The organism is Hymenobacter daeguensis (assembly GCF_054780555.1).
On the sequence record NZ_BAAGWC010000022.1, the window covers coordinates 1 to 22920 of the forward strand.

Annotated in this window: 14 protein-coding genes; 10 read left to right on the top strand and 4 right to left on the bottom strand. The window is 62.8% G+C overall.

From position 1 onward, the window contains the following. Nucleotides 1–604: murein hydrolase activator EnvC family protein (locus ACYVHT_RS18385; protein ID WP_460555330.1), on the top strand; the 604-nt coding region annotated here is incomplete at its 5' end. A 274-nt stretch (nt 605–878) separates the two neighbouring features. Here the strand turns inward: ACYVHT_RS18385 and ACYVHT_RS18390 are convergent. After that, nucleotides 879–1817: a GAF domain-containing DNA-binding protein gene (locus ACYVHT_RS18390; RefSeq protein ID WP_460555333.1), complete on the bottom strand. Its 939-nt coding sequence runs from the start codon at nt 1815–1817 to the stop codon at nt 879–881. Between the two features lie 331 nt (nt 1818–2148). Between ACYVHT_RS18390 and ACYVHT_RS18395 the strand changes: the two genes are divergently transcribed. Genes ACYVHT_RS18395 through gatA form a run of 3 tightly spaced genes read left to right on the top strand, consistent with a single transcriptional unit; the run spans nt 2149 to nt 4510 of the window. After that, a complete protein-coding gene (locus tag ACYVHT_RS18395) occupies nt 2149–2526 on the top strand; it encodes a Sec-independent protein translocase subunit TatA/TatB (protein WP_460555336.1) in 378 nt (125 codons plus the stop codon). Nucleotides 2527–2565: 39 nt separating this feature from the next. Next, on the top strand, nt 2566–3045 hold the full coding sequence (locus ACYVHT_RS18400; protein ID WP_460555339.1) for a Sec-independent protein translocase subunit TatA/TatB: 480 nt from the start codon (nt 2566–2568) through the stop codon (nt 3043–3045). Nucleotides 3046–3079: 34 nt separating this feature from the next. Further along, a complete protein-coding gene (gene gatA / locus ACYVHT_RS18405) occupies nt 3080–4510 on the top strand; it encodes an amidase (RefSeq protein ID WP_460555342.1) in 1431 nt (476 codons plus the stop codon). Between the two features lie 61 nt (nt 4511–4571). Here gatA and ACYVHT_RS18410 read toward each other — a convergent pair whose 3' ends face one another. Further along, nucleotides 4572–5459, bottom strand: a complete 888-nt coding sequence (locus tag ACYVHT_RS18410; RefSeq protein WP_460555345.1) for a hypothetical protein — start codon at nt 5457–5459, stop codon at nt 4572–4574. 222 nt (nt 5460–5681) lie between these two features. Between ACYVHT_RS18410 and ACYVHT_RS18415 the strand changes: the two genes are divergently transcribed. The 6 genes from ACYVHT_RS18415 (at nt 5682) to ACYVHT_RS18440 (ending at nt 21051) form a co-directional block, all read left to right on the top strand. Then, on the top strand, nt 5682–7877 hold the full coding sequence (locus tag ACYVHT_RS18415) for a LysM peptidoglycan-binding domain-containing protein (protein WP_460555348.1): 2196 nt from the start codon (nt 5682–5684) through the stop codon (nt 7875–7877). 108 nt (nt 7878–7985) lie between these two features. Continuing rightward, the gene (locus tag ACYVHT_RS18420; protein ID WP_460555351.1) at nt 7986–10256 is read left to right on the top strand and encodes an NADP-dependent malic enzyme; all 2271 of its coding nucleotides are present in this window, start codon (nt 7986–7988) and stop codon (nt 10254–10256) included. A gap of 193 nt (nt 10257–10449) precedes the next feature. After that, entirely contained in the window at nt 10450–11055 is a 606-nt protein-coding gene (gene ruvA / locus ACYVHT_RS18425; protein WP_460555354.1) for a Holliday junction branch migration protein RuvA, read from the top strand. A gap of 122 nt (nt 11056–11177) precedes the next feature. Next, entirely contained in the window at nt 11178–18725 is a 7548-nt protein-coding gene (gene sov, locus ACYVHT_RS18430) for a T9SS outer membrane translocon Sov/SprA (RefSeq protein ID WP_460555357.1), read from the top strand. Between the two features lie 147 nt (nt 18726–18872). After that, nucleotides 18873–19253, top strand: a complete 381-nt coding sequence (gcvH, locus tag ACYVHT_RS18435) for a glycine cleavage system protein GcvH (RefSeq protein WP_460555438.1) — start codon at nt 18873–18875, stop codon at nt 19251–19253. Between the two features lie 34 nt (nt 19254–19287). Next, nucleotides 19288–21051, top strand: coding sequence for a VanZ family protein (locus ACYVHT_RS18440; RefSeq protein WP_460555359.1), 1764 nt, complete (start codon nt 19288–19290; stop codon nt 21049–21051). A gap of 56 nt (nt 21052–21107) precedes the next feature. Here ACYVHT_RS18440 and ACYVHT_RS18445 read toward each other — a convergent pair whose 3' ends face one another. Both ACYVHT_RS18445 and ACYVHT_RS18450 read right to left on the bottom strand, forming a co-directional pair. After that, nucleotides 21108–21602, bottom strand: a complete 495-nt coding sequence (locus ACYVHT_RS18445; protein ID WP_460555362.1) for a hypothetical protein — start codon at nt 21600–21602, stop codon at nt 21108–21110. Nucleotides 21603–22000: 398 nt separating this feature from the next. Further along, nucleotides 22001–22900 (bottom strand): YicC family protein, encoded by a 900-nt coding sequence (locus ACYVHT_RS18450; RefSeq protein ID WP_460555365.1) that lies wholly within the window; start codon nt 22898–22900, stop codon nt 22001–22003. Nucleotides 22901–22920 lie beyond the last annotated feature (20 nt).

The window sequence follows — 22920 nt, forward strand, 5'->3', positions numbered from 1 at the left end:
CCGCAACGCCGGCGGCGGAGCCGGCCCCACCCGCCCGCGCCGCGACCCCGAGCCCAGCGCCGCCGAAGAAGCAGCCGACGCCGGCAACGCCACGGCCAACCCCGAAATGGATGCGCCCGAAACCGCCGCCGAAGCCGCCGCCGACCGCCGGGCCGTGCGCATTGCCCTCACGCCCGAAACGGCGCAGCTTTCGTCGTCTTTCTCCGGCAACCGGGGGCGGCTGCCCTGGCCGGTGGCGCGGGGCTTTATCAGCCAGCACTTTGGGCGGCACCCGCACCCGGTGCTTAAGCACGTCACCGTCGAGAACCGGGGCGTGGACATTCAGACCGGGGCCGGCGAGCCCGTGCGGGCCTGCTTCGATGGCAAGGTGCTGACCGTGACCAACATCGCGGGCATGAACACCATTGTGATGATTCAGCACGGCGACTTCTTCACGGTGTATGCCAAGCTCCGCTCCGTGAACGTGCACGAAGGCCAGCGGGTGAGTGCCCGCGAGGTAATCGGTACGGTGGCAACCGATTCGGAGGGCACGTCGGAAGTGCAGTTCCAGGTGTGGCACAACTCGGCCAACCTGAACCCGGAGTCCTGGCTGGGGCACAAATAGCCGGGCGGCTGCTCCCCGTTCAGCGCGGAATGGCTGACCCGCTTCAGCAATAAAAAAAACCCGCTCCAAGGGGGCGGGTCTTTCTGAGCTATGAAAACAAACTTAGCTGTCGGCAACAACTGCCATTAAAATGGGGTGCTGCAACCGATAACCGTAACAAAATTGCATCTTTCGGGAGGGTCTGCGCCGTGCAACTCGGTGAAGTGAGCCGAGGGCCCGGCGAACGTCGGCTTTGTCGGGCGCAACGTCGGCCGCCGCCCGCTGCGGCGCGGCCTTACACCAGGGTCAGGCGGCTCAGCAGGCCGGCTTTGTAGGAGCTGCCGATGGGCACCCGCACGGGCGTGCGCGACTGGCCCACCGCGGCGTTGCCGTCGAGCAGGGCCGCATCGGCCTCGATGGCCACAATGCGGTCGAGGCGCACAATGTACTTGCGGTGAATGCGGGCAAAGTCGCGGCCGGGAAGCTTGGTTTCCAGGTCTTTCATGGTGCCATACACCGTGAGGCGCTCGCGGGTGGTGTGCAGGTTCACGTAGTCGCCCAGGGCTTCCACGTATTGCAGGTCGGCGGTGGACACGCGCACCAAGCGCTGCTCCTGCTTCACAAAAATCTCGTTGCGGCTGTTGGCGTATAGCGCCTCGCCGGTGTTGTTGGCCATGCGCAGCACGCCGTCGAGCTTCTGTCGCTCGTCTTCCAGCTGCAGGCGGGTGCGGCGCAGCTCCATGTGGGCCATCACCTGGCGGGCCAGCATCCGCAGGGCTTCGCGCTGGTCGGTGCTGAGCTGCCGGGGCACGGTGTCGAGGGTGCAGAGGGTGCCCAGGGGCTGGCCCTCGGGCGAGAGCAGCGGGGCCCCGGCGTAGAAGCGGATGTTGGGCGCGCCGGTCACCATGGGGTTGTGGGCGAAGCGCGGGTCGGCGGCGGCATCGGGCACTTCATACACATCCGTCGAGAGCATGGCGTGCTGGCAAAAAGAGTGCTCCCGTGGGGTTTCGTTGGGTTCCATGCCCACTTTGGCCTTAAACCATTGCCGCTCGTCGTCAATCAAAGAAACCAACGCCATCGGGGTGCCGCAAATGAAAGCGGAAAGCTGCGTCAGGTCGTTGAATACCTGTTCCGGGTCGGTATCAAGTATCCGGTAGCTGGACAACGCTTCTAAACGCTCGGCTTCGTTTACCGGGCGCAGGGGCGCATCGGTGGAGGACTTGGATTGTTTCACGGCTTGCTAGTGAAAAGGAACCAGGGCGTTGCAAACAAGCTTATGCGTAAAAGCTACTAAGCTTCTGAAGTGTGCGCAACGTGTGGAAGGTCAGAAAAAAGGTCAACAAAGCTAATTCCCTTCCCTTATCTGATGTAATGGATTCCGCTCAACTGCAATTGTCACACGTTCAACCCCTGCAATCTGCCCGCCAACTGCTAAATGCCGATGGGCCGCGGCCAGTTGCACCGGCTTAAACAGCGCTGTTGGGTATCTTTGATGCTCCAAAAGGCACCTGGCTGCGTATATCCTTTTTTCTCATCCCTCATTGGGGCCCACCGCCCTTCATCTCATGCTGCATTCCCTGTTCCTGATTGGTAGCTTCGGTACCACCGAAATGCTCCTCATCCTCTTTGTTGTCATTTTGTTGTTCGGAGCCAAGCGCATTCCGGAATTGTTCCGGGGCATGGGCCAGGGCGTGCGCGAGTTCAAGGATGCCAGCACCAAGCCCGAAGACCGCCAGCCCGAGTACCGCGACCAGCCCGCCCCGCCCTACCAGCAGTACCCGCAGCAGGGCTACCCCCAGCAAGGGTATCCGCAGCAGCCGACGCAGGGCTACCCGCAGCAGGGGGGCTATGCACCGCAGTACCCGCAGCCGGGCCAGCCGGGCTACCAGCAGCCGGCCCCGGCCGCTCATAACCCGAACAACCCCAATCAGAATCTGGGCTAAGCGGTTTATTCTTAATTTCAACGCATTCGTTTAGAAGTCATGCAAACTCCTTTCATCCTTTTTCTGGGCGACCTTGGTGGTGGTGAGATTATGCTCATCATGGTAGTTATCCTCATTTTCTTTGGAGCTAACAAAATTCCGGAGCTGGCCCGGGGCCTGGGCAAGGGCATCCGCGAGTTCAAGGATGCCAGCACCGAGATTCGCCGCGAGTTTGAGCAGGCCGGCCAGCCCAGCCAGCCGGGCTACAATGCCCCGCAGAACTACCCCTCGCAGCCCAACCCCAACTACGGGCCGCAAAACCACTACCCCGCGCCGCAGCCCATCGCGCCGGTCACCGAGCCCGGTTCCGGCTTCGACCCCTGGGCCACGCCGGCCGCTGCGGCCGTGACCACCACGCATACCGAGCCGCACCCGCCCACGGCCGATGCCCCGTTTGTAGCGCCCGCGCTGCCGCCGAACCTGGCCCCCGAAGGCACCCAGCCGCGCCAGCCCTACATTCCGGCCTCGCCCGACGCGTAACCCCCTGATTAGGTCACCTAAATCTGCAAATAGTTTGAAGCGTTTTCAGTCTTTATCCGAAGTTCGTAGCGAGCTGACGGCGGGCACCACGTCCTGCCGCCAGCTCGTTGAGTATTACCTGGGCAACATCGAGCGCCAGAACCCCACCCTCAACGCTTTCCTGGAAGTGTGGCCCGACGAGGCCCGCGCCCAGGCCGATGCCGTGGATGTTAAGCTGGCCGCCGGCACCGCCGGGCCGCTGGCTGGCATGGTCATCGGCATCAAGGACGTGCTGGCTTATGCCGGGCACTCGCTGCAAAGCAGCAGCCTGATGCTGGACGGGTTCAAGTCGCTCTACACCGGCACGGCCGTGCAGCGCCTGCTCGATGCCGATGCCATTATCATTGGCCGGCAAAATTGCGACGAGTTTGCCATGGGCGGCTCGAACGAGTCTTCGTACTTCGGCCCGGCCCGCAATGCGGCCGATGCCAGCCGGGTGCCCGGCGGGTCGTCGGGCGGCTCGGCGGTGGCGGTGCAGGCCGATATGTGCCTAGCTTCGATAGGGTCCGACACGGGCGGCTCGGTGCGCCAGCCGGCCGCCTTTTGCGGCGTCATTGGCTTTAAGCCGACGTATTCGCGCATCTCGCGCTACGGGCTGGTGGCCTTTGCCTCGTCGTTCGACCAGATTGGGCCCATCACCCGCTCCGTGGCCGATGCTGCTTTGCTGCTGGAGGTAATGGCCGGCCCCGATGGCATGGACAGCACCGCCAGCCAGCGCGAAGTGCCCGCCTACAGCCAGCAGCTTGCGCCCGCGCCGCACTACCGCATCGGCTACATTGCCGATGCCGTGGAAAGCGAGGGGCTGAATCCCGAAATCAAAGCGGCCATGGAAGCCCAGCTCGACCTGCTGCGCGGCCAGGGCCACGTAGTAGAGCCCGTCGATTTTCATTACCTCGACGTGATGATTCCGACCTATTACATCCTCACCACCGCCGAAGCCAGCTCCAACCTGGGCCGCTTCGATGGCGTGAAATACGGCTACCGCGCCCCCGATGTCACCGACCTGGAGTCGCTCTACAAAAAGAGCCGGACCCAGGGCTTCGGTCCCGAAGTGCAGCGTCGGATTTTGCTTGGCACCTTCGTGCTCAGCGCCAGCTACTACGATGCGTACTACACGAAAGCCCAGCGCGTGCGGCGCCTGATTAAGGAAAAAACCGACGAGTTGCTGCGCCAGTACGACTTCCTGGTGCTGCCGACTACGCCCACCACGGCCTTCAAGATTGGCGAGAAGCAGGACCCGGTTTCGATGTACCTGGCCGATATTTTTACGGTACAGGCGTCGTTGGCCGGCGTGCCCGCCATCTCGGTGCCGGTAGGGGAGGATGCCAACGGCCTGCCCATCGGCCTGCAGGTGATGGCCGGGGCCTTCCGCGAGGCCGATTTGCTGGCCTTCGCCAGCCTGCTCACCGAAGAAGTGCTGGCCTAGCCTCTTTTTTCTGAATTGATTGCTGCCGCCGTGCCGTGAGCGTTTGCTCGCGGCACGGCGGTTATTTTTTGGCGGCTGGCGCGATGAATTCCACGTGGCGGGGTGGCAGGAGCCTGCCCACCATCTTGTTGAGCCGGTGCCGGGTGTTGCGGGCCTTCTTTTTGACGGGCAGATGCTGGTAGTCGAAGCTGTCCAGAGCCGCCAAATCGTCTGCCACGGTGCGCTGCCTGAGGTGCGATTCCAGCAAAAAAGCCCCGATGCTGGCGCTCCATTCCTCTTTGGTGCTCCAATAATGGCCGATGAAGGGCTTCGCCTCCTGCATGGGGTAGGTTTCGGCCAGGGCTACCGACAGGGCAAACTGCTCAATCAGGCGGTCGGTAACGTGCCGGGCGCACATATCGTCGCAGATGCGCAGGGCCAGCGCAAGGGCGTCAAGGTTGCGCGGGGCGGGCACGGCGATGGCGCCCGCGTTCCACATCTGGTGTTGCGCGCTGATGGTGATGCCGCCGAAGGCGCGGCCCTGCACCTGCTCCCACATGCGGCGCTCGGTTTTGCTGGGCAGGCGGGCCAGCGCGCCCTCGGCTTCGTGCATGAAAGCGGTGCCGGCCGTCAGCTGGCGGCTGAATGCCGGGAGCGAGCCGTGCAGAAAAGTATCGGTGTCGAGGTAGAGCAGGGGCACGTTGGGCTGTTGCCGGGCTACGTGCTCCATGGCCTTGATTTTGGCCCGCCAGAAAAAGTTGAACTCGCCCTGCCATTCCTTCAAAGTGGCCGCATCGATGGTCTGGACCGTGACCTGATGCGCCAGGTTCCGGTAGAAATCCGGCGCGTCGGTGATGACTGTGATGCTGACAATAATGCCCTGGCCCTGGCGCAGGAAGGACAGGATGGAGAAATTGGCCTGGAAGTGGTTTTGGATGTTGTTGCCGAAGACCAGATAGAGAAGCTGCATGCCGCAAGGTAAAGCCTGGGGCCAGAATGGCCCGGCTGGGCTGGCCGGGTAATCGGCTACGGCCTTCCTATTCAATTACGAAGGGCGTCGAGCTGGCCCGATGTTTCGGAAGGGCCTGAAAAATAAGCCCGGCCGGCAGGGCATGGCCGGTAAACGAAACTTTCCGTAGAAGCAAAATTATTTATCTCTACAACTTCTTTACCTCTGCCTTACCTTAGTGCTATGAAGCAAGGGATTAAGCAAGTGAAAACTACCCGGACCAGCCGCCTGTGGCTGGGCCTGGCGCTGCCTTGGCTGCTGCTGCAGACGGCTGAAACCAAGGCCCAACAAGTATCGCCGACGGATTCGGCGGCTACCATGCCCGCGCTGCTGGGCGATACCGTGCGGGTGCGGCTGGAGCTGCAGCCCGACTCGCTGGTGGCCGTGCCGGCGGGCCCCACCGTCATCGACTCGGCCCGGCTGGAGTGGCTGCGCACGCCGCCCACGCTGCGCGATTTGGTGTGCGACCGGGTGGGCTGCATCGAAACCGACGTGCCGCACCAGTTCAACAACTCGGTGATGGCTTACGTGACGCTCTTCACGGCCCGCAACCGGGCCTACATGCAGCGGGTGCTGGAGCGCGAGCAGTTTTACTTCCCCATTTTCGAGAAATACCTGGCCAAGTATAACCTGCCCACGGACCTGAAATACCTGGCCGTGGTGGAATCGTCGCTGATTCCGACGGCGAAGTCGCCGGTGGGTGCCACCGGCCTCTGGCAGTTCATGGGCCCCACGGCCGGCGACCTGCACCTGGTGCGCGATGAATGGATTGACGAGCGCATGGCCCCCGAAAAAGCCACCGAAGCGGCCTGCAAGCACCTGCGCTACCTCTACGGCGTGTTTCACGACTGGGAGCTGGTGCTGGCCGCCTACAACTGGGGCGCGGGCAACGTGCAGCGCGTGATGCGCCGCACCGGCAAGAAGAATTTCTGGGACATGTACCCCAACATGCCCGCCGAAACGCGCAACTACGTGCCCACCTTCACGGCCGTGATGTACAGCATGAAGTACGCCGAGGCGCACGGCCTGCGCACCCCCACGCTGCGCTACCAGTACGCCGAGCAGCTGGATACGCTCAGCCTGCGCGGCTACGCCTTCGACCTGCGCCGCCTGAGCCGGGCCTGCGGCTACGATGACTCGCTTTTTCTCACGCGCTATAATCCCGAGCTGCGGCGGGCCGCGCTGCCGGCCGGCTACCGCTCCTACGTGGTGCGCTACCCGGCATCGGCCGCCGGGCACCTGGGCGATGTGGACCGCAACACGCTGCTTGCCTACTGCCAGCCCACGGCCGCCCTGCCGCAGCCGCTGGCGTTTCTGCCGCCCCGCCTCGATGGCGTGGAGCCCTGGATAAACCGGCAGCAGCTGGCCGCTACCGCCGGCCCGCGTGCCACCAACGAGGAGGAGGCGCCGCGCTTCCGGCGGGTGCCGCACAAGGTGAAGCGCGGCGAAACCCTGGCCAGCCTGGCCGAGCAGTTCGACGTGAGCCAGGCCCAGCTGCGCCGCTGGAACGAATTGCCCAAAGGCCGGGCCCTGAAGCCCGGCAAGCAGCTGGTGATTTTCGTGCCGCTGCCCGCTGCCGCGCCGCGCCGTGCGCCCGTAGCTGCGCCGGCCACCGAAATCCTGCCGATGGTAGCCGCCGCGCCGCGCCCGGTGCGGCCCACGGTTTCGGCCGAGGAAGCTGCGGCCCGCAAGGAGCAGGCCGACGCCAACGCCCGCGAAGTAGCCCGCCTGCAGGAGCTGGCGCGCCAGGAAAAAATGCAGGAAGCGCGCCTGATTGCCATCCGCCAGCGGCAGGCCGTGCAGCAGGCCGCCGCCGAAGCCCAGGCGCGCATAGCCGCCCGCCGCCAGGCCCAGGCCCAGCTTGCCGAAGCGAAACGCAATGAGCCGAAGCCGGTGGCTGCACCCGCGCCTGAGCCGGAAGAGGCCGAAGAAACGTCAATTGCCGCTGCCAACCCCACCGATAACGGGCCTTACACGGTGCGCAAAGGCGACAACCTCACCAAGCTGGCCCGCGAACACAACCTCACGGTAGCCCAGCTGGTGGCCTGGAACGACCTGGAATCGGAAACGGTGGTGCTGGGGCAGCGGCTGGTGTTCCGGGCGCCGGCCGCGGGCGAGGGCAAAGCGGAAGCACCCCGGCGGCAAGCGCCGGTGGCGGTGGCCAAACAGCCGGCCGCCGCCCCAGCGGCAGCCGCCACCGCGCGCCCTGTGCCAGGCAAGCGGGAACTGTCGTCGCAGGTGCACCTGGTGCAGCCGGGCGATACGCTGTTCAACATCTCGCGGCGGTTTGGGGTGAGCGTGCAGAAGCTGCGCGAAGTCAACCACCTCACGTCCGACGAGGTGAAGCTGGGCCAGAAACTGCTGGTGCCGCAGAGCTAAAAGCGAAGCTGAGCCAATAATAATCCGGCGTGCCGCGCATTTCGCGCTAATTTCGCCTTACACGGCCGCGCTGCCCTGCGCGGCCGTTTCCATTTTGAAGAATTCCCGATGCTGAAAATAAACAAGCAAGACGCCCTCAACTACCACTCGCTGGAGCCCGCCGGCAAGATTGAAGTAGTGCCCACCAAGCCCGTGAGCACCCAGCTCGACCTGGCCCTGGCCTACTCGCCCGGCGTGGCCGAGCCCTGCAAGGAAATTGCCGCCAACCCCGACGACGTGTACAAATACACCGCCAAGGGCAACCTGGTGGCCGTTATCTCGAATGGCACGGCGGTGCTGGGCCTCGGCAACATCGGCCCGGCGGCCAGCAAGCCGGTGATGGAAGGCAAGGGCGTGCTGTTCAAGAAGTTCGCGGGGATTGATTGCTTCGATATTGAGATTGATGCCACCGACCCCGACGAGTTCATCAGGATTGTGAAGTCGCTGGAGCCCACCTTCGGCGGCATCAACCTGGAGGACATCAAGGCGCCGGAGTGCTTCCGCATCGAAACCGAGCTGCGCGAGAAGATGAACATCCCGCTGATGCACGACGACCAGCACGGCACGGCCATCATCACCTCGGCCGCGCTGCTGAACGCGCTCGAAATCGTGGGCAAGAAGATTGACGAAGTGAAGCTGGTGGTGAGCGGCGCGGGCGCGGCGGCCGTGTCGTGCCTGCGCCTGTACCTGGCGCTGGGGCTGAAGAAGGAAAACGTGGTGGTGTTCGACAAGGATGGCGTCATCAACCGCAGCCGGACCGACCTGGCCCCCATTCAGATGCAATTTGCCACCGACCGCGAAGTAGCTTCGCTGGAAGAGGCCATGAAAGGGGCCGACGTATTCCTGGGCCTCTCGGCGGCCAATGTGCTGCCGGCCGGCTTCCTGCTGCTCATGGCCGACAATCCCATTGTCTTCGCCCTGGCCAACCCCGACCCCGAGGTGAGCTACCAGCTGGCCATGGCCACCCGCGACGACCTGATTATGGCCACCGGCCGCTCCGACCACCCCAACCAGGTGAACAACGTGCTGGGCTTCCCCTACATTTTCCGGGGCGCTTTGGACGTGCGCGCCACCGAAATCAACGAAGCCATGAAGCTGGCCGCCGTGCACGCGCTGGCCGAGCTCAGCAAGGAGCCCGTGCCCGAGATGGTGAACAAGGCCTACGGCGACAACACGCTCGCCTTTGGCCGTACCTACCTCATTCCCAAGCCGCTCGACCCGCGCCTGATTACCAGCATTAGCCCGGCCGTGGCCCGGGCCGCCATGGACAGCGGCGTCGCCCGCCTGCCCATCGACGACTGGGCGGCTTACGAAGACCAGCTCCGCGCCCGCCTCGGCGTGAACCAGAAGCTGATGAACCGCATGACGTCGGCCGCCAAATCGAACCCCAAGCGCGTGGTGTTTGCCGAAGCCGACAACTACAAGATTCTCAAGGCGGCGCAGATTCTGCAGGACGAGGGCGTTTGCGTGCCCATTCTGCTGGGGCGCGAAGAGAAAATTCAGGCCATCGTGCGCGAGAACAGCCTCGACCTGGAAGGCTGCGAAATCATTAATATCCTGAACGAAGACGCCAAGCGTGAGCACTTTGCCAGCCTGCTGTACCAGAAGCGCCAGCGCCGGGGCATGACGCTCTACGAAGGCCGCCGCCTGATGCGCGAGCGCAACTACTACGCCGCCATGATGGTGGAAACCGGCGAGGCCGATGCCTGCATCACGGGCCTTACCAAAGACTACGGCAAGAGCATCATCCCCTCGCTGCAGGTCATTGGCACCGAGGACGGGGTGAAGCGCGTGTCGTCGATGTACATCATTCAGCACAAGAAGGGCCCGTACTTCTTTGCCGATACCACGGTGAACATCAACCCCACGGCCGAGGAAATGGTCGAGATTATCGGCCTCACGGCCCGCGCCGTGCGCTTCTTCGACGCCGAGCCGCGCATTGCCGTCATCAGCTACTCCAACTTTGGCTCGAACTCGGGGGCGCTGCCCGAAAAAACCCGCCGCGCCACCGAGCTGGCCAAAGCCCGCTTCCCCAACCTGCTGATTGACGGCGAGATGCAGGCCAACGTAGCCCTGAGCCCGCAGCTGCTGCAGGAGCACTACGACTTTTCGCCGCTGGCCGAGAAAGGCGCCAACACCCTGATTTTCCCCAACGTGGAGTCGGGCAACATTGCCTACAAGGTGCTGCAGGAAATCAGCGGCACGGAGGTTATCGGGCCCGTGCTGATGGGCATGCGCAAGCCGGTGCACATCCTGCAGCTGGGTGCCAGCGTGCGCGACATCGTGAACATGGCCGCCATTGCGGTGGTGGATGCCCAGACGGGCAGCCGGGCGCTGTAGATAGAAAAACAGCAGCATTGGAGAACGTCCGGCGGAGCGCTGCTCCGTTGGACGTTCTTTTTTTATTCCTTCACGGCTTCCTCATTTCGCCCAACATTTTTGGCCAAAAAGCCAGTAGATTTGGGAGATAAATGCCCGGCGCTGGTGTTATGCTGCCACCGCAGCCCTTCTTTCGATTCCCTTTCCCCGGTTTATGATTGCCTACCTCGACGGTAAACTTGCCTATAAAGATGCCACGCTGGCCATTGTCGATATACTCGGCGTGGGCTACGAAGTCCGGATTTCGCTGGCCACGTATTCCAAGCTGCCCGCCGAGGGCGCGGCCACCAAAATCTACACCTACCAGCACATCAAGGAAGACGGGCAGACGCTCTACGGCTTTCTCGACCCCAGCGAGAAAGCCTTGTTTCTGCAGCTGATTTCGGTGTCGGGCATCGGGCCGGGCACGGGCATCGTGATGGTGAGCAGCATGAGCGTGGGCGAAATCCGCGACGCCATTGTGAATGAGAATGTGCGGGCCATCCAGAGCATCAAGGGCGTGGGCCCGAAAACGGCCCAGCGCGTGATTCTGGAGCTAAAAGACAAGCTCCGCAAAGACGAGCTGCTGGCCAAAGCCGGCGTGGATACCGTGCCGCTGGCCCGCCAGCACAATACGCGGCGCGCCGAAGCGTTGCAGGCCCTGGTGACCCTCGGCTTTGCGCGGGCCGCCGCCGAAAAGCTGCTGGACCAGATTCAGCAGAAGCACGGTGGGGAGCTGAGCGTGGAGGAATTGATTAAATTTGCTTTGAAGTCGCATTGAGTCGTGGCGCGAATTTTGAGGCCCGCGCTGCTGCACGGGTTGTTTCAATCGCCTGCTATTCCTGTTGACATACCGTGCTGGGCGCGGGCCAGTTGGGCCGCGTCATTATCCACCTATCCTGCTTGAAATCCGGACAGAAATTACTCCCCGCGTCGGTTGTTGTGGTTGCGTCGTTGCTGGCGTGGTGGGCTCAGGCCGCACCCGCTGTCGGCTCGCGGGCAGCCCGCCTGTGGCTACGCGCCAGCCGGACCCTGGCCGCCGATACGCCCCGCCCCGTTGGGGCGGTGGCCGATACTCTGGGCCCTTACAAACCGAGCCGCCGGCCCCGGGTGCGGGCGCACGACCGGCCCGGCAGCCCCTTTGGCAAGCTGCACCGCGACTCGCCGCTGGTGCTGCCTTTGCCTAAGAACGTAAAGCTGGGCGTGCAGGTTGACGATAGCCTGAAAAACTTTGACGTGAAGGAGAAAGTAGGCAGCGAAGTAGATTACCGCGACCCCAGCGTGGTGAGCTACAAGGAGTACGAAGAGTACCAGCGCCGGCAGGCCATTGGCGACTACTACCGCCAGAAAGCCAAGGGCGGCATTACGGGCCCCACGGCGGCGGCGGGCACGCCCACGGCCCAGCGCCTGATTCCGAAGATTTACATGGGTCCGATTGCCAACCGGATTTTCGGGGGCAGCTACGTCGATATTCGCCCGGCGGGCTCGGTCACGCTCAAGTTTGGGGCGCGCTTCAACAAGAACGAAAACCCGGCCCTGACCCTGCGCCAGCAAAGCGTGGGCGACTTTCTGTTTGAGCAGAACATCAACGTCAACCTCACGGGGGCCATCGGCACCAAGCTGAAGCTGGTGTTCAACTACGATACCAAGGCGGCGTTCGACTTCGATAACCAGATGAAGTTCGACTACGCCGGCGAGGAAACGGACATCATCAAGAAGATTGACCTGGGCAACGTGAGCCTGCCGCTCACCAACTCGCTGGTGCAGGGCGGGCAAAACCTGTTCGGGGCCAAGGTGCAGACCCAGTTTGGCCGGCTGGGCGTGACGGCCGTGGCCGCCACCGTGCGCGGCACCGCCGATGAAGTGCGCGTGCAGAACGGCGCGCAGAGCCGGCAATACGAAATCAAGGCCAGCCAGTACGAGAAGGACCGGCACTTCTTCCTCTCCCAATACTTCCGCGACCGGTACGACGAGGCCCTGCGCACGCTGCCCACCATCACGAGCGGCGTGACCATCACGCGCCTGGAGGTATACGTAACCAACGACAACCGCACCACCGAGAACCTGCGCAACGTGGTGACGCTGATGGACCTGGCCGAGCCCTCGCGGCTTTACCAGGCCAAGTACCGCGTGGGCAATCCCAGCATTCGCACGCCGGCCGGCAACGATGCCAACACCGAGTACCAGACCCTGCTGAGCGGCGGCAGCACGGCCCGCGACAACCTGGGCGTGGACAACTTCCTGCAAATAGGGCAGGGCCTGACCAAAAACGTGGACTATGAGCGGGTGCGCGCCCGCAAGCTCGACCCCCGCGAATACACCTTCAACCCCCAGCTGGGCTATCTGAGCCTGAACACCGCCCTGCTGCCCGACCAGGTGCTGGGCGTGAGCTACACCTACCTCTTCAACGGCAAGCCCTACAAGGTGGGCGAAACCTCGGACGACTACGGCACGCTGAACGCCGACCAGGTGGTGTTTCTGAAGATGCTGCGGGCCAGCAACCCCGGCGTGGGCGTGGCCGACCCGACCAAAAACCCCGGCAACCTCAACCTGCTGACGCGCAACACGCCGACCTGGGATTTGATGATGAAAAACATCTATCCCCTGAATGCTTCGCAGCTCAGCCGCGACAACTTTCAGCTGCAAATCATTTACAAAGACGACGCGACGGGCGTGGACTTGATTTCGCTGAAAGAGGGCGCGCAGTTGGCCAACCGCCCGCTGATTGAGGTGATGAACCTCGACAAGGTGAACTCCAACAACGACAAGCTGCCGGACGGCAACTTCGACTTTTTCCCCGGCGTCACCATCGATACGGAGCTGGGCAAGGTCATTTTCCCGAACGTGCAGCCGTTTGGCTCTTATCTGCAAACGCAGTTTAATCCCACGGAAACGGACCTGATTGAGAAGTACGTTTTCTCGGACCTCTACAACCAGACCCAGAGCGATGCCCAGCAGCGGCAGGAAAAGGATAAGTTTTTCCTGCGCGGGCGCTTTCAGGGTGGGGCCGGCTCCGATGAAATCAGCCTGCCGGGCATTGGCATTGCGCAGGGCTCGGTGCGGGTGCGCTCGGGCTCGACGCTGCTCACGGAGGGCGTGGACTACCAGGTGTTCTACGACCAGGCCAAGGTAAAAATCCTGAACCCGGCCTACCTGAACTCGGCCAACGAGCTGAAGGTGGAGTTTGAGAAAAACGCCCTGGTGCAGGTGCAGCCGCGCAAGCTGGTGGGCGTACGCCTCGACTACAAGATGAACAACGACGTGACCCTGGGGGCCACGGCGCTGCACCTGCTCGAAAACCAGGCCCCCGGCATCAACCGGGTGAACATTGGCGACGAGCCGGGCAACAACACCATTGTGGGCCTGGACGGCAGCATCCGGAAAGACAGCCGCGTGCTGACCAAGTACCTCGACATGCTGCCCTTCATCTCGACAAAGGAGATTTCGACCATTGCCTTCAGCGGGGAGTTTGCCAAGCTGCTGCCGGGCCGCTCGCAGCTGGGCAACGGCGAAAACGGCGTGTCGTACGTCGATGACTTCGAGAATGCCCGCACGCCCTACACGCTGGGCGGCCTGGCCAGCATTCCGGCCTGGCGGCTGGCCTCGACGCCGGTTTCGTCGCGGGCTCCGATTGGCGGCAGCTCGTCGGTGGGCCTGCCCTTCAACTACCAGCGCGCCAAGCTGGCCTGGTACACCATCGACCAGAGCTACTACACCGGCGGGTCGAGCATTCCGGCCAACATTGGGGCCGGCGACCTGGTGAACCACTACGTGCGCGGCGTGAAGCGCGACGAGGTGTTCCCTAACAAAGACCTGGGCTCGACCGGCAACGGCTACGAGTACACGTTCGACATGGCCTACTATCCGAAGGAGCGCGGGCCATACAACTACAACCCCAGCATTGGTTCGGACGGGAAGACCTTTACTGGTTCTGAGGCAACCAACGCGGGCCTGCAGGGCAAGTTTGGTGGCGTGAGCCGGGCCATCACCTTCGATACCGACTTCGACAACGCCAACATCGAATATCTGGAGTTCTGGCTGATGGACCCGTTCATCAACTCGCCCAACGGCGTGGTGCTGGACCCGGCCAACCCCACCCCGGTTTCTAACACAACGGGCGGCGACCTGATTATCAACCTCGGCAACGTGAGCGAGGATGCGCTGAAAGACCAGAACCAGCACGAGTTCGAAAACGGCCTGCCCACTACCACCGACCCGCAGGACATTGCCGATAACAGCAACCCAACGGTATGGGGCCGGGTCACGAAGCAGCAGTTCCTGACCGATGCCTTCAATGCCGCGCCCGGTGCCCGCACGGCTCAAGACGTCGGCCTCGACGGCTTGAGCGACGACAACGAGCGGGCCAATGCGGCCAGTTACGGAGCGCAGTTCAGTGCCCTGCCCGACCCCTCGGCCGATAACTTCCGCCACCACCTCGACGCCAGCTACGACCAGAGCAACACCAAGCTGCTGGGCCGCTATAAGGACTACAACGGCTACGAAGGCAACTCGCCCGAGAACAGCCAGCTCAGCTCCACCGCCTTTCCGGATAAGGAAGACCTGAACCGCGACAACGTGGTGCAGGACGTGGAGCAGTACTACGAGTACCGGATGACGCTGCGGCCCGGCAACCTCGACATTGGCAATTCCGCCTCCCGCTACATCATCGACAAGGTGACCACGCCGCCCATCAACGGCGACGCGGTGAACTGGTACCTGTTCCGGATTCCGGTGCGGGAGTACATGCGGGTGGAGGGCAACGGCGGCCGGGACTTCGGCTTCAAGAACATTCGCTTCCTGCGCATGTACATGACCGGCTGGAGCCAGCCCGTGGTGCTGCGCATGGTGCAGCCGCAGTTTGTGGCCAACCAGTGGCGCCGCTTCCTGTACCCGATTGTGGATGCCCGCCAGGGAGCCACGCTGCCGCCCCCGCTCCCGACCGATGCCGATGCGTTCAACATCTCGACGGTGAGCATTGAGGAAAACGGCGTGACAACTTCCAGCGGCACGGGCAACAAAATCCCCTACGTGTCGCCGCCCGGCATTCTGCGCGATAAGGAGTATGGCAGCAGCAGCACCTCGCGCCTGCAAAACGAGCAAAGCCTGCGCCTGGCCGTGGTGAACCTGCGCGACGGCTACGCCAAAGCCGCCTACAAAAACATTACCATCAACATGCTGCGCTACAAGCGCCTGCGCATGTACCTGCACGGCGACACGGAGGATACCAACATGCGCGACGGCGAGGTGGAAGCCTTCATCCGCATCGGCACCGACTACACCCAGAACTTCTACCAGTATTCGCTGCCGCTGGCCCTGACCCGGGACGGGCAGTCGGCCCCGGAGCAGGTATGGCCGGTGGCCAACCAGATTGACGTGGCCTTCCAGGACTTCATCGATGCCAAGGCCAAGCGCAACCAGGCCGGGGCTTCGCTGACGGCTCCTTTCTCGGTGGTGCTGGCCAATGGCGCGACCATTACCGTGCTGGGCAACCCCGACTTCTCGGCCGTGCAGGGCGTGATGCTGGGCATTCTGAACCCGGTGGGCGGCCTCGACCCCACCACTTCGCCCAAAACCGTGAACCTGTGGGCCGATGAGTTCCGGGTGTTCGACTTTGAGCAGCAGGCCGGCTACGCGGCCACCGCCCGCCTCAACGTGAAGCTGGCCGACGTGGCCAACGTGACGGCCACCGGCAGCTTCACCAGCGTGGGCTTCGGCGGCTTGCAGGATAAGGTGCAGCAGCGCTCGATTGACAACGTGTTCCGGGGCGACCTGAACACCACGGTAGCGGTGGAGAAATTCCTGCCGCCCCAGCTCAACCTGCGCGTGCCGGTGCTGCTGCAGGTGGGCCGCGAAAGCCGCTCGCCCCTTTACGACCCCCTCGACCCCGACACCAAGCTCGACCAAAGCCTGCTGAAGTTCAATAAGGGCACGGATAGCGAGAACGCGGCGGCCCAGGCGGCCTACCGCAAGCTGGTCATCGACCAGACCACCAGCCGCAGCATCTCGGTGCTGAACGTGCGCAAGGAGCGCGGCCAGCCCAAGCCCGGCGCGCCCGCCGTGAAGCCCAAGCCCTGGGACATCGAGAACGTGGCCCTGAGCTACTCCATCACCGACCGGCTGCACTCCGACATCCGGACCGACCGCGACTACACCAAGTCGTACACCGCCGCTGTGGCCTACGTGTACCAGACCACGCCCAAGAACTACACCCCGCTGGCCTCGATAAAGGCCCTCGACAATCCTTACCTCAAGATTTTCCAGGCCATCAACTTCACGCCGCTGCCCTCGCGCTTCTCGTTCCGCACCGACATTGACCGGCGTTACAACGAGCGGTTTCTGCAGCGGGTGCTGGAGCCGGGCACGCTGCCGGTGCTGGCCGGCGATGCCATCATTCAGAAGTCGTTCTACGTGAGCCGCATCTACGACCTGAAGTGGGACCTGACCAAGAGCCTGATTTTCGACTACACCGCCAACAACCGGGGCGTGGTGGACGAAGGCCCGGGCCGCACCATCGGCGAGAGCCAGACCGCCATCGACAACCGCAGCCAGCTGCAGAAAAACCTGCTTCGCGGCGGCCGCACCGTCAACTTCAACCAAGTGGCGGCCCTCACCTACCGGCTGCCGCTCGACAAGTTCCCGCTCACCGACTGGCTGAGCGCCGACACCCGCTACTCGGCCACCTACAACTGGCAGGCCGCCTCGCTGGGCCAGCGCGCCCTCGTGAACCCCACCAGCGCCACCGATACCACCACCTACCGCGTGAACCTGGGCAACACCATTCAGAACAACGCCGAGCTCAGCGCCAACGGCAAGATTGACCTGGTGAAGCTCTACAACAAGGTGAAGTTCCTGAACATCATCAACAACGCGCCGCCGCCCACGCCCAAAACCCGGACCTCGCGCACGGCCGAGCTGATGCGGCCCGGCGACACGCAGGCCCGCCCCGCCACCGCCCAGCCCGACACCACGAAGGAGAAATACCGCTTCGTGAAAGCCGTGCTGCGCTCGCTGATGACGGCCCGCTCCATCAACTTCACCTACGTGCGGGCCAACGGCACGCTGCTGCCCGGCTACCTGCCCAAAACCAACCTGTTCGGCTTCGACCACGGCTTCACGGCTCCCGGCCTGCCCTTCATCATCGGCCAGCAGCCCGGCAGCCTCGACGACCTCTACAACACCGCCAGCCGCAACGGCTGGTACACCCCCGAAAGCCAGTACCTCAACACGCCCCTCAGCTCGCTGCTGACCCAGACCATCACGCTGCGCACCGCGCTGGAGCCCTTCCGCGGCTTCAACATTCAGGTGGATGCCCGCCAGCAGCTGGCCCGCAACCGCGAGGTGTACTACCGCAACCTGGTGAATGATACCACCCTGGTGCCGGTGCGCGACCCCATCACGGGCCTCACCACCCTGGCCCCGCACCCGCTGTTCGGCACGGGCTCGTTCCAGGTTTCGACCATCACCATCCAGACCCTGTTTGGCGACCTGGGGGCCAACGGCGAAACGTCGAAAGCCTTCACGCGCTTTGTGCGCAACCGGCCCATCGTGCGCAAAAAGCTGACCGATGCCAACCCCGACAAGTCGGGCAGCTACGGCTACAACTCGCAGGAAGTCCTGATTCAGAGCTTCGTGGATGCCTACCACGGCCGCTCTTCCGATGGCTACGAGGCCAAGCCGTTCAACCCCTTCTCCATGATACCGCTGCCCAACTGGCGGGTGGACTACAACGGGTTGGCCGACCTGCCCTTGGTGAAAAAATACTTCTCGTCGTTCACGCTCAACCACGCCTATACATCCATCTACAGCGTGGGCAGCTACGCTACTTCTACCGATTATCAGTCGAACTTCAACGCCGATGATGACTTTGCCAACCTCAAAAACAGCGTAGGGCAGTTTGCGCCCTACTACGTGGTGGGGCAGGTAAGCATCTCGGAGCGTCTGGCCCCGCTCATCGGCGTGAACTTCCAGACCGTGAGCCGGGCCACCGGCCGCTTGGAGTACCGCACCAGCCGCGACCTCGCCCTGAACACCACCAACGCCCAGGTAACCGAGCTCTACACCAACGAAATCATCGTGGGCTTCGGCTACGCCACCAACAGCCTGAAGCTGCCCTTCCGCGTGGGCGGCGAGCAGCGCGTGCTTAAGAACAACCTCACCGCCCGCCTCGACCTGAGCATCCGCGACAACATCACCATTCAGCGCAGCATCATCGATGTGGCCGACCCCGGCAACCCGCAGGGCCTGCCGGCATCCGTGGGCCGCGCCCAGGGCACCATCACCAACGGCTCGAAAACCTTCCAGCTGCGCCCCACCATCGATTACCTGCTCAATACCCGCCTCAACCTGCAGTTCTACTACAGCCAGACCATCACCACGCCGCGCATCAGCAACGCCTTCCGCAACTCCACCACCGAAGGCGGTATTCAGCTGCGCTACAGCCTGACGCAGTAGTGAGCGGATGAATGGGTAAATGGATGCCGAAATTATTCGCCCATTCCTCCATTCACTCATTCCTCCATTGAGCAAGGTTTGCCTACTTTTGGTAGCCGAATGAGTCATTCGCTCATTCACCCATTCACCCATTCACCCACTGACCAGATGAACCTGCCCGCCACCCTGCACTACACCAAGGACCACGAATGGATTCGCGTCGAAGGCGACGTTGCCTACGTCGGCATCACCGACCACGCTCAGAAAGAGCTGGGCGACATCGTGTACGTTGACATCGACACCCTCGACAAAGACGTGGCCCAGCACGACGTGTTTGGCACCGTGGAAGCCGTGAAAACGGTTTCGGACCTGTTCAGCCCCATCACCGGCACCGTGCTCGAAGTGAACGAGAAGCTGGCCGACGCCCCCGAAACCGTCAACTCCGACCCCTACGGCGACGGCTGGATAATCAAAATCTCCATCGCCAAGCCCGAAGAGCTGGAAGGCCTGCTGTCGGCCGAAACCTACGGCGAGCTGGTGGGCGCTTAGCAAACGCGGTTTTGGGCTTAGTTTGGGCGTTGTAATGACGACTGCCTTGCCCAACTCCGCGCCGCCTGCCCGCCGTTCCTACGCCGCCCTGCCCATTGGCTGGGCCGTGGTGGTGCTGGTGCTCACGCTCACCCCATCTGATGAAATGCCGCGCACGCCCGTGTGGGAGCTGCTGTCGTTCGACACAGCGGCCCACGCGGGCGTGTTTTTCGTGCTGGCGGGCCTGAGCTGGTTTTCGCTGCACCGACAGCACCGCTGGCCCTGGCTGGCCCGCCACGCCGGCGCGGCCGTGCTGGTGGGCAGCGTGCTGTTCGGGGCCCTCATCGAAGTGCTGCAAATGACGATGAAACTGGGCCGCCACGGCGAATGGTCGGACCTGATAAGCGACAGCATTGGCGCTGGTTTGGCGGTGGGCCTGGCTGCTGTGTGGGCACAACGGTGGGGCCGGAAGCGGCAGCCACTGGCAGTAGCTGCCGGGCTGCTGCTGGCCGCCGGGGCCGCGCAGGCGCAGGATATTCCCCGCGCCCGCCAAACCATCGAAACGCTGGCCTCGCCGCAAATGCACGGGCGTGGCTACGTGCAGCAAGGCGAGCACATAGCGGCCGAATACCTGCGCGGTAGGTTGCGGGAATTGAACCTGGAGCCGCTGGCGCCTAATTACACGCAGCCATTTACGCTGGATGTGAATACGTTTCCGGGACAGATGGAAATGGCCCTTAGTAGCAGTCGGGTGCCACAGTTTGGTCACCGTAGCCGGCTGCGGGCGGGCCAGGATTTTATTGCTGCTCCCAATTCGGCCGGAGGGAGCCTGCCTATCTACAGCATCATGTGCTATCTGGACAGCGCGACGGTAGCTACGCCTGCCCGGCTGGCCTACTTTCTGGACTTTACCCGCCAACCGCCGTGGTGCGTGGCGTTGCTCGACCGCTATGTGCAGCAACCCGCGCACCTGCCCGCCCGGCTCCGCAGCCGGCTCGATTCGGCGGCCGCCATCATCAGCGTGGTGCCCAAGCTCACCGCCTCCCTGGCTTCCACGCCGGGCTCCATTATTCGGGTTGAAGCCTTGCCGCACCCCTTGTTGCAACCGGTAGAGCTCAACAAGCCCAGCGCCGCCGCTTGGTCGGTCGGAATAAAAATCGATGCGGATTTCCAGCGCAACTACCAGACCCAGAACCTCGCCGCCGTTATTCGCGGCACCGCCCGGCCCGATTCCTTCCTCGTCGTATCGGCCCACTACGACCACCTGGGCATGATGGGCAAGGACGTGTACTTCCCCGGTGCCAACGACAACGCCAGCGGCGTGGCCCTGCTCCTGGAACTGGCCGCCCACTACGCCCGCCCCGAAAACCGCCCCGCTTGCTCCGTCGTGTTCCTGCTCTTCGGGGCCGAAGAAGCCGGCCTGGTTGGCTCCCAATACTTCGTGGCGCACCCGCTGGTGCCGCTCAAAAGCATCAGGTTCCTCGTCAACCTCGACCTGCTGGGCACCGGCGAGCAGGGCGCCACCGTGGTCAACGGCAAAGTCTTCGAAGCACCATACAAGCGCCTCGTGGCCCTCAACGACGCACGCCACTACCTGCCCGCGCTGGGCGCCCGGGGCCGCGCCGCCAACTCCGACCACTACCCCTTTTCCGAAGCCGGGGTACCCGCTTTTTTCCTCTACACGCGCGGCGGCAGCACCGCCTACCACGATGTGAACGATAAGCCCGCCGCGCTGTCGCTGGCCGGCTTTGCCGGGGCATTCGGGCTGGTGCGCGATTTTCTGAACCAGGAAGGCGCGGCCCCGGCCCCAAAAAAATAGTCGGTGGCCGAACCTTCGTTCAACCACCGACCCGGTAGCACTCGTTTGCAGATATCTTACCCTTTGGCTTTCAGCGAAAGCATGATTTGCTTGGCGATGGGCTCCCATTCGGGCTTCTGCCGGTCGGCGCAGTTGAAGGTGCAAATCATGAGTTTGCCTTCCACGTCGGTGAAGAAAACCAGGGTGTACACCTCGTGGCCCATCTCGGGCTTCATGAATTCGAGGTAGCCCACTTTGCGGTTGTTGATGTTTTTCACGCCATCGCCAAACCAGGTGGCGTCTTTGTACTGCTTGTGGTAGGTCTTGCCAAACGAGGCGGCGTAGATGTCCACCATGTCCTGGTCGGCTTCGTTGTCGCTGTAGTTGAAGGCGAGACTGATGAGGTTGTTGTTGGTGAAAATTACGCTCGGGCGGCTCTGGGCCTTGGCGTAGGCAAAGTCCATCTGCTGCTCGGTCATCACCTCGAAACCTTTGGGAATCAGGATTTCAACCCGCTCGCTCAACACACGCTTCTTTACCAGCTCAATTTCGGATGCAGGGCGCGCAGCCATTAGCAACAGCCCCAGAATACAGAGTAAAAATGTAGATTTCATGCTAATGAGGATAAGAGGTGAGGTAACTTAAACGCTATTTGGGAACCCAAGTTAGATACAATAATCAAATATCCAACTTTGCTGCCACAAATATGGCCATAATTTTTGAAATCGATGAAAAACAGACGGCCGGTTAGCCAATAAATGCTTCACTTTCGGGCAATTGATGGGCTTTTGGCGCTCCGGTTATTTCATTGTCAAATCTGCGGCCAAATAGCGTTTGCAACATTTTTGAATTGAAAAATATATTATAAAAGTCCAATTTTTGCGTGATTGTGTCGGTCAACTGAGGGTTTTTCTGGGCGAACGACGGGACAGGCTACGCAGCCTGCCGCAAGGGGGGAATAAGATAGAGCCTACAAAATATTATTTAACTGCTCTTTTATCTTTTCCAGCTCTTCTTTCATGCCTACCACCAAATGTTGTACGGCAGCATCGTTGGCTTTGGAGCCGATGGTGTTGATTTCGCGGCCGATTTCCTGGGCCAGGAAGCCCAGCTTCTTGCCCACGGCCTCGTCGGGCTGGTGCACGGCCTGCTCAAAGTAGGCCAGGTGGGCGGCCAGGCGCACTTTCTCCTCGGCAATGTCGAGCTTCTCGATGTAGTAGAGCACTTCCTGCTCGAAGCGGGTTTCGTTGAAGTGCTCGTGGCTGGTAAGCTCGGCCAGGTGGCCAGCCAGGCGCTGGCGCACGTGCTCGATGCGGGCGGGGTCGCGCTCCTCCACGGCCGCCAGCTGCTGGCGGATGGTGGCCACGTAGCCCAGAATCTCGGTGCTCAGCGTGCTGCCTTCGTCCTGCCGGAACTGCTGGATGGCGGCCAAGGCCTCGGTGAGCAGGGGCTGAAGCTCGGGCCAGGCAATTTCCTCGGCGGCGGGCTCGGCATCGCGCACTTCGGAGGCGGTGGGGATGACGCCGGGCAGGCGCAGGGCCGCCAGCAGGGTGTCTTCGCCGGTGGGCAGGCCCAGGGTTTGGGCCACGGCCTGCAGCTCGTGAAAGGCCGCGATGAGGGCGTCTTTGTTGAGCGTGGCGGCGGTGCGGGTGGCGGCTGGGCGCGTGAAATCGAGGTTGAGGTTGACTTTGCCGCGCAGCAGGGCTTTGGCCACGGCGTTGCGGATTTCCAGCTCGTGGGGCATGAGGAAGCGCGGCAGGCGCAGGGTCAGGTCCAGGGTTTTGGAGTTGACGGAGCGCAGCTCGACGGTGGCGGTGTAGGTGTCGGTTTCGCGGTGGGCTTGGCCGTAGCCGGTCATGGAAATGAGCATAGGGGAGGAGCGGGGCTGGT

What these genes read in the sequence shown, in the direction of transcription:
- ACYVHT_RS18440 (WP_460555359.1), top strand. Translation starts at nt 19,288, where the DNA reads ATGACGACTGCCTTGCCCAACTCCGCGCCGCCTGCCCGCCGTTCCTAC.
- gcvH (WP_460555438.1), top strand. Translation starts at nt 18,873, where the DNA reads ATGAACCTGCCCGCCACCCTGCACTACACCAAGGACCACGAATGGATT.
- ACYVHT_RS18415 (WP_460555348.1), top strand. Translation starts at nt 5,682, where the DNA reads ATGAAGCAAGGGATTAAGCAAGTGAAAACTACCCGGACCAGCCGCCTG.
- ACYVHT_RS18420 (WP_460555351.1), top strand. Translation starts at nt 7,986, where the DNA reads ATGCTGAAAATAAACAAGCAAGACGCCCTCAACTACCACTCGCTGGAG.
- ACYVHT_RS18445 (WP_460555362.1), bottom strand. Translation starts at nt 21,602, where the DNA reads ATGGCTGCGCGCCCTGCATCCGAAATTGAGCTGGTAAAGAAGCGTGTG.
- ACYVHT_RS18395 (WP_460555336.1), top strand. Translation starts at nt 2,149, where the DNA reads ATGCTGCATTCCCTGTTCCTGATTGGTAGCTTCGGTACCACCGAAATG.
- ACYVHT_RS18400 (WP_460555339.1), top strand. Translation starts at nt 2,566, where the DNA reads ATGCAAACTCCTTTCATCCTTTTTCTGGGCGACCTTGGTGGTGGTGAG.
- ACYVHT_RS18450 (WP_460555365.1), bottom strand. Translation starts at nt 22,900, where the DNA reads ATGCTCATTTCCATGACCGGCTACGGCCAAGCCCACCGCGAAACCGAC.
- ACYVHT_RS18410 (WP_460555345.1), bottom strand. Translation starts at nt 5,459, where the DNA reads ATGCAGCTTCTCTATCTGGTCTTCGGCAACAACATCCAAAACCACTTC.
- ruvA (WP_460555354.1), top strand. Translation starts at nt 10,450, where the DNA reads ATGATTGCCTACCTCGACGGTAAACTTGCCTATAAAGATGCCACGCTG.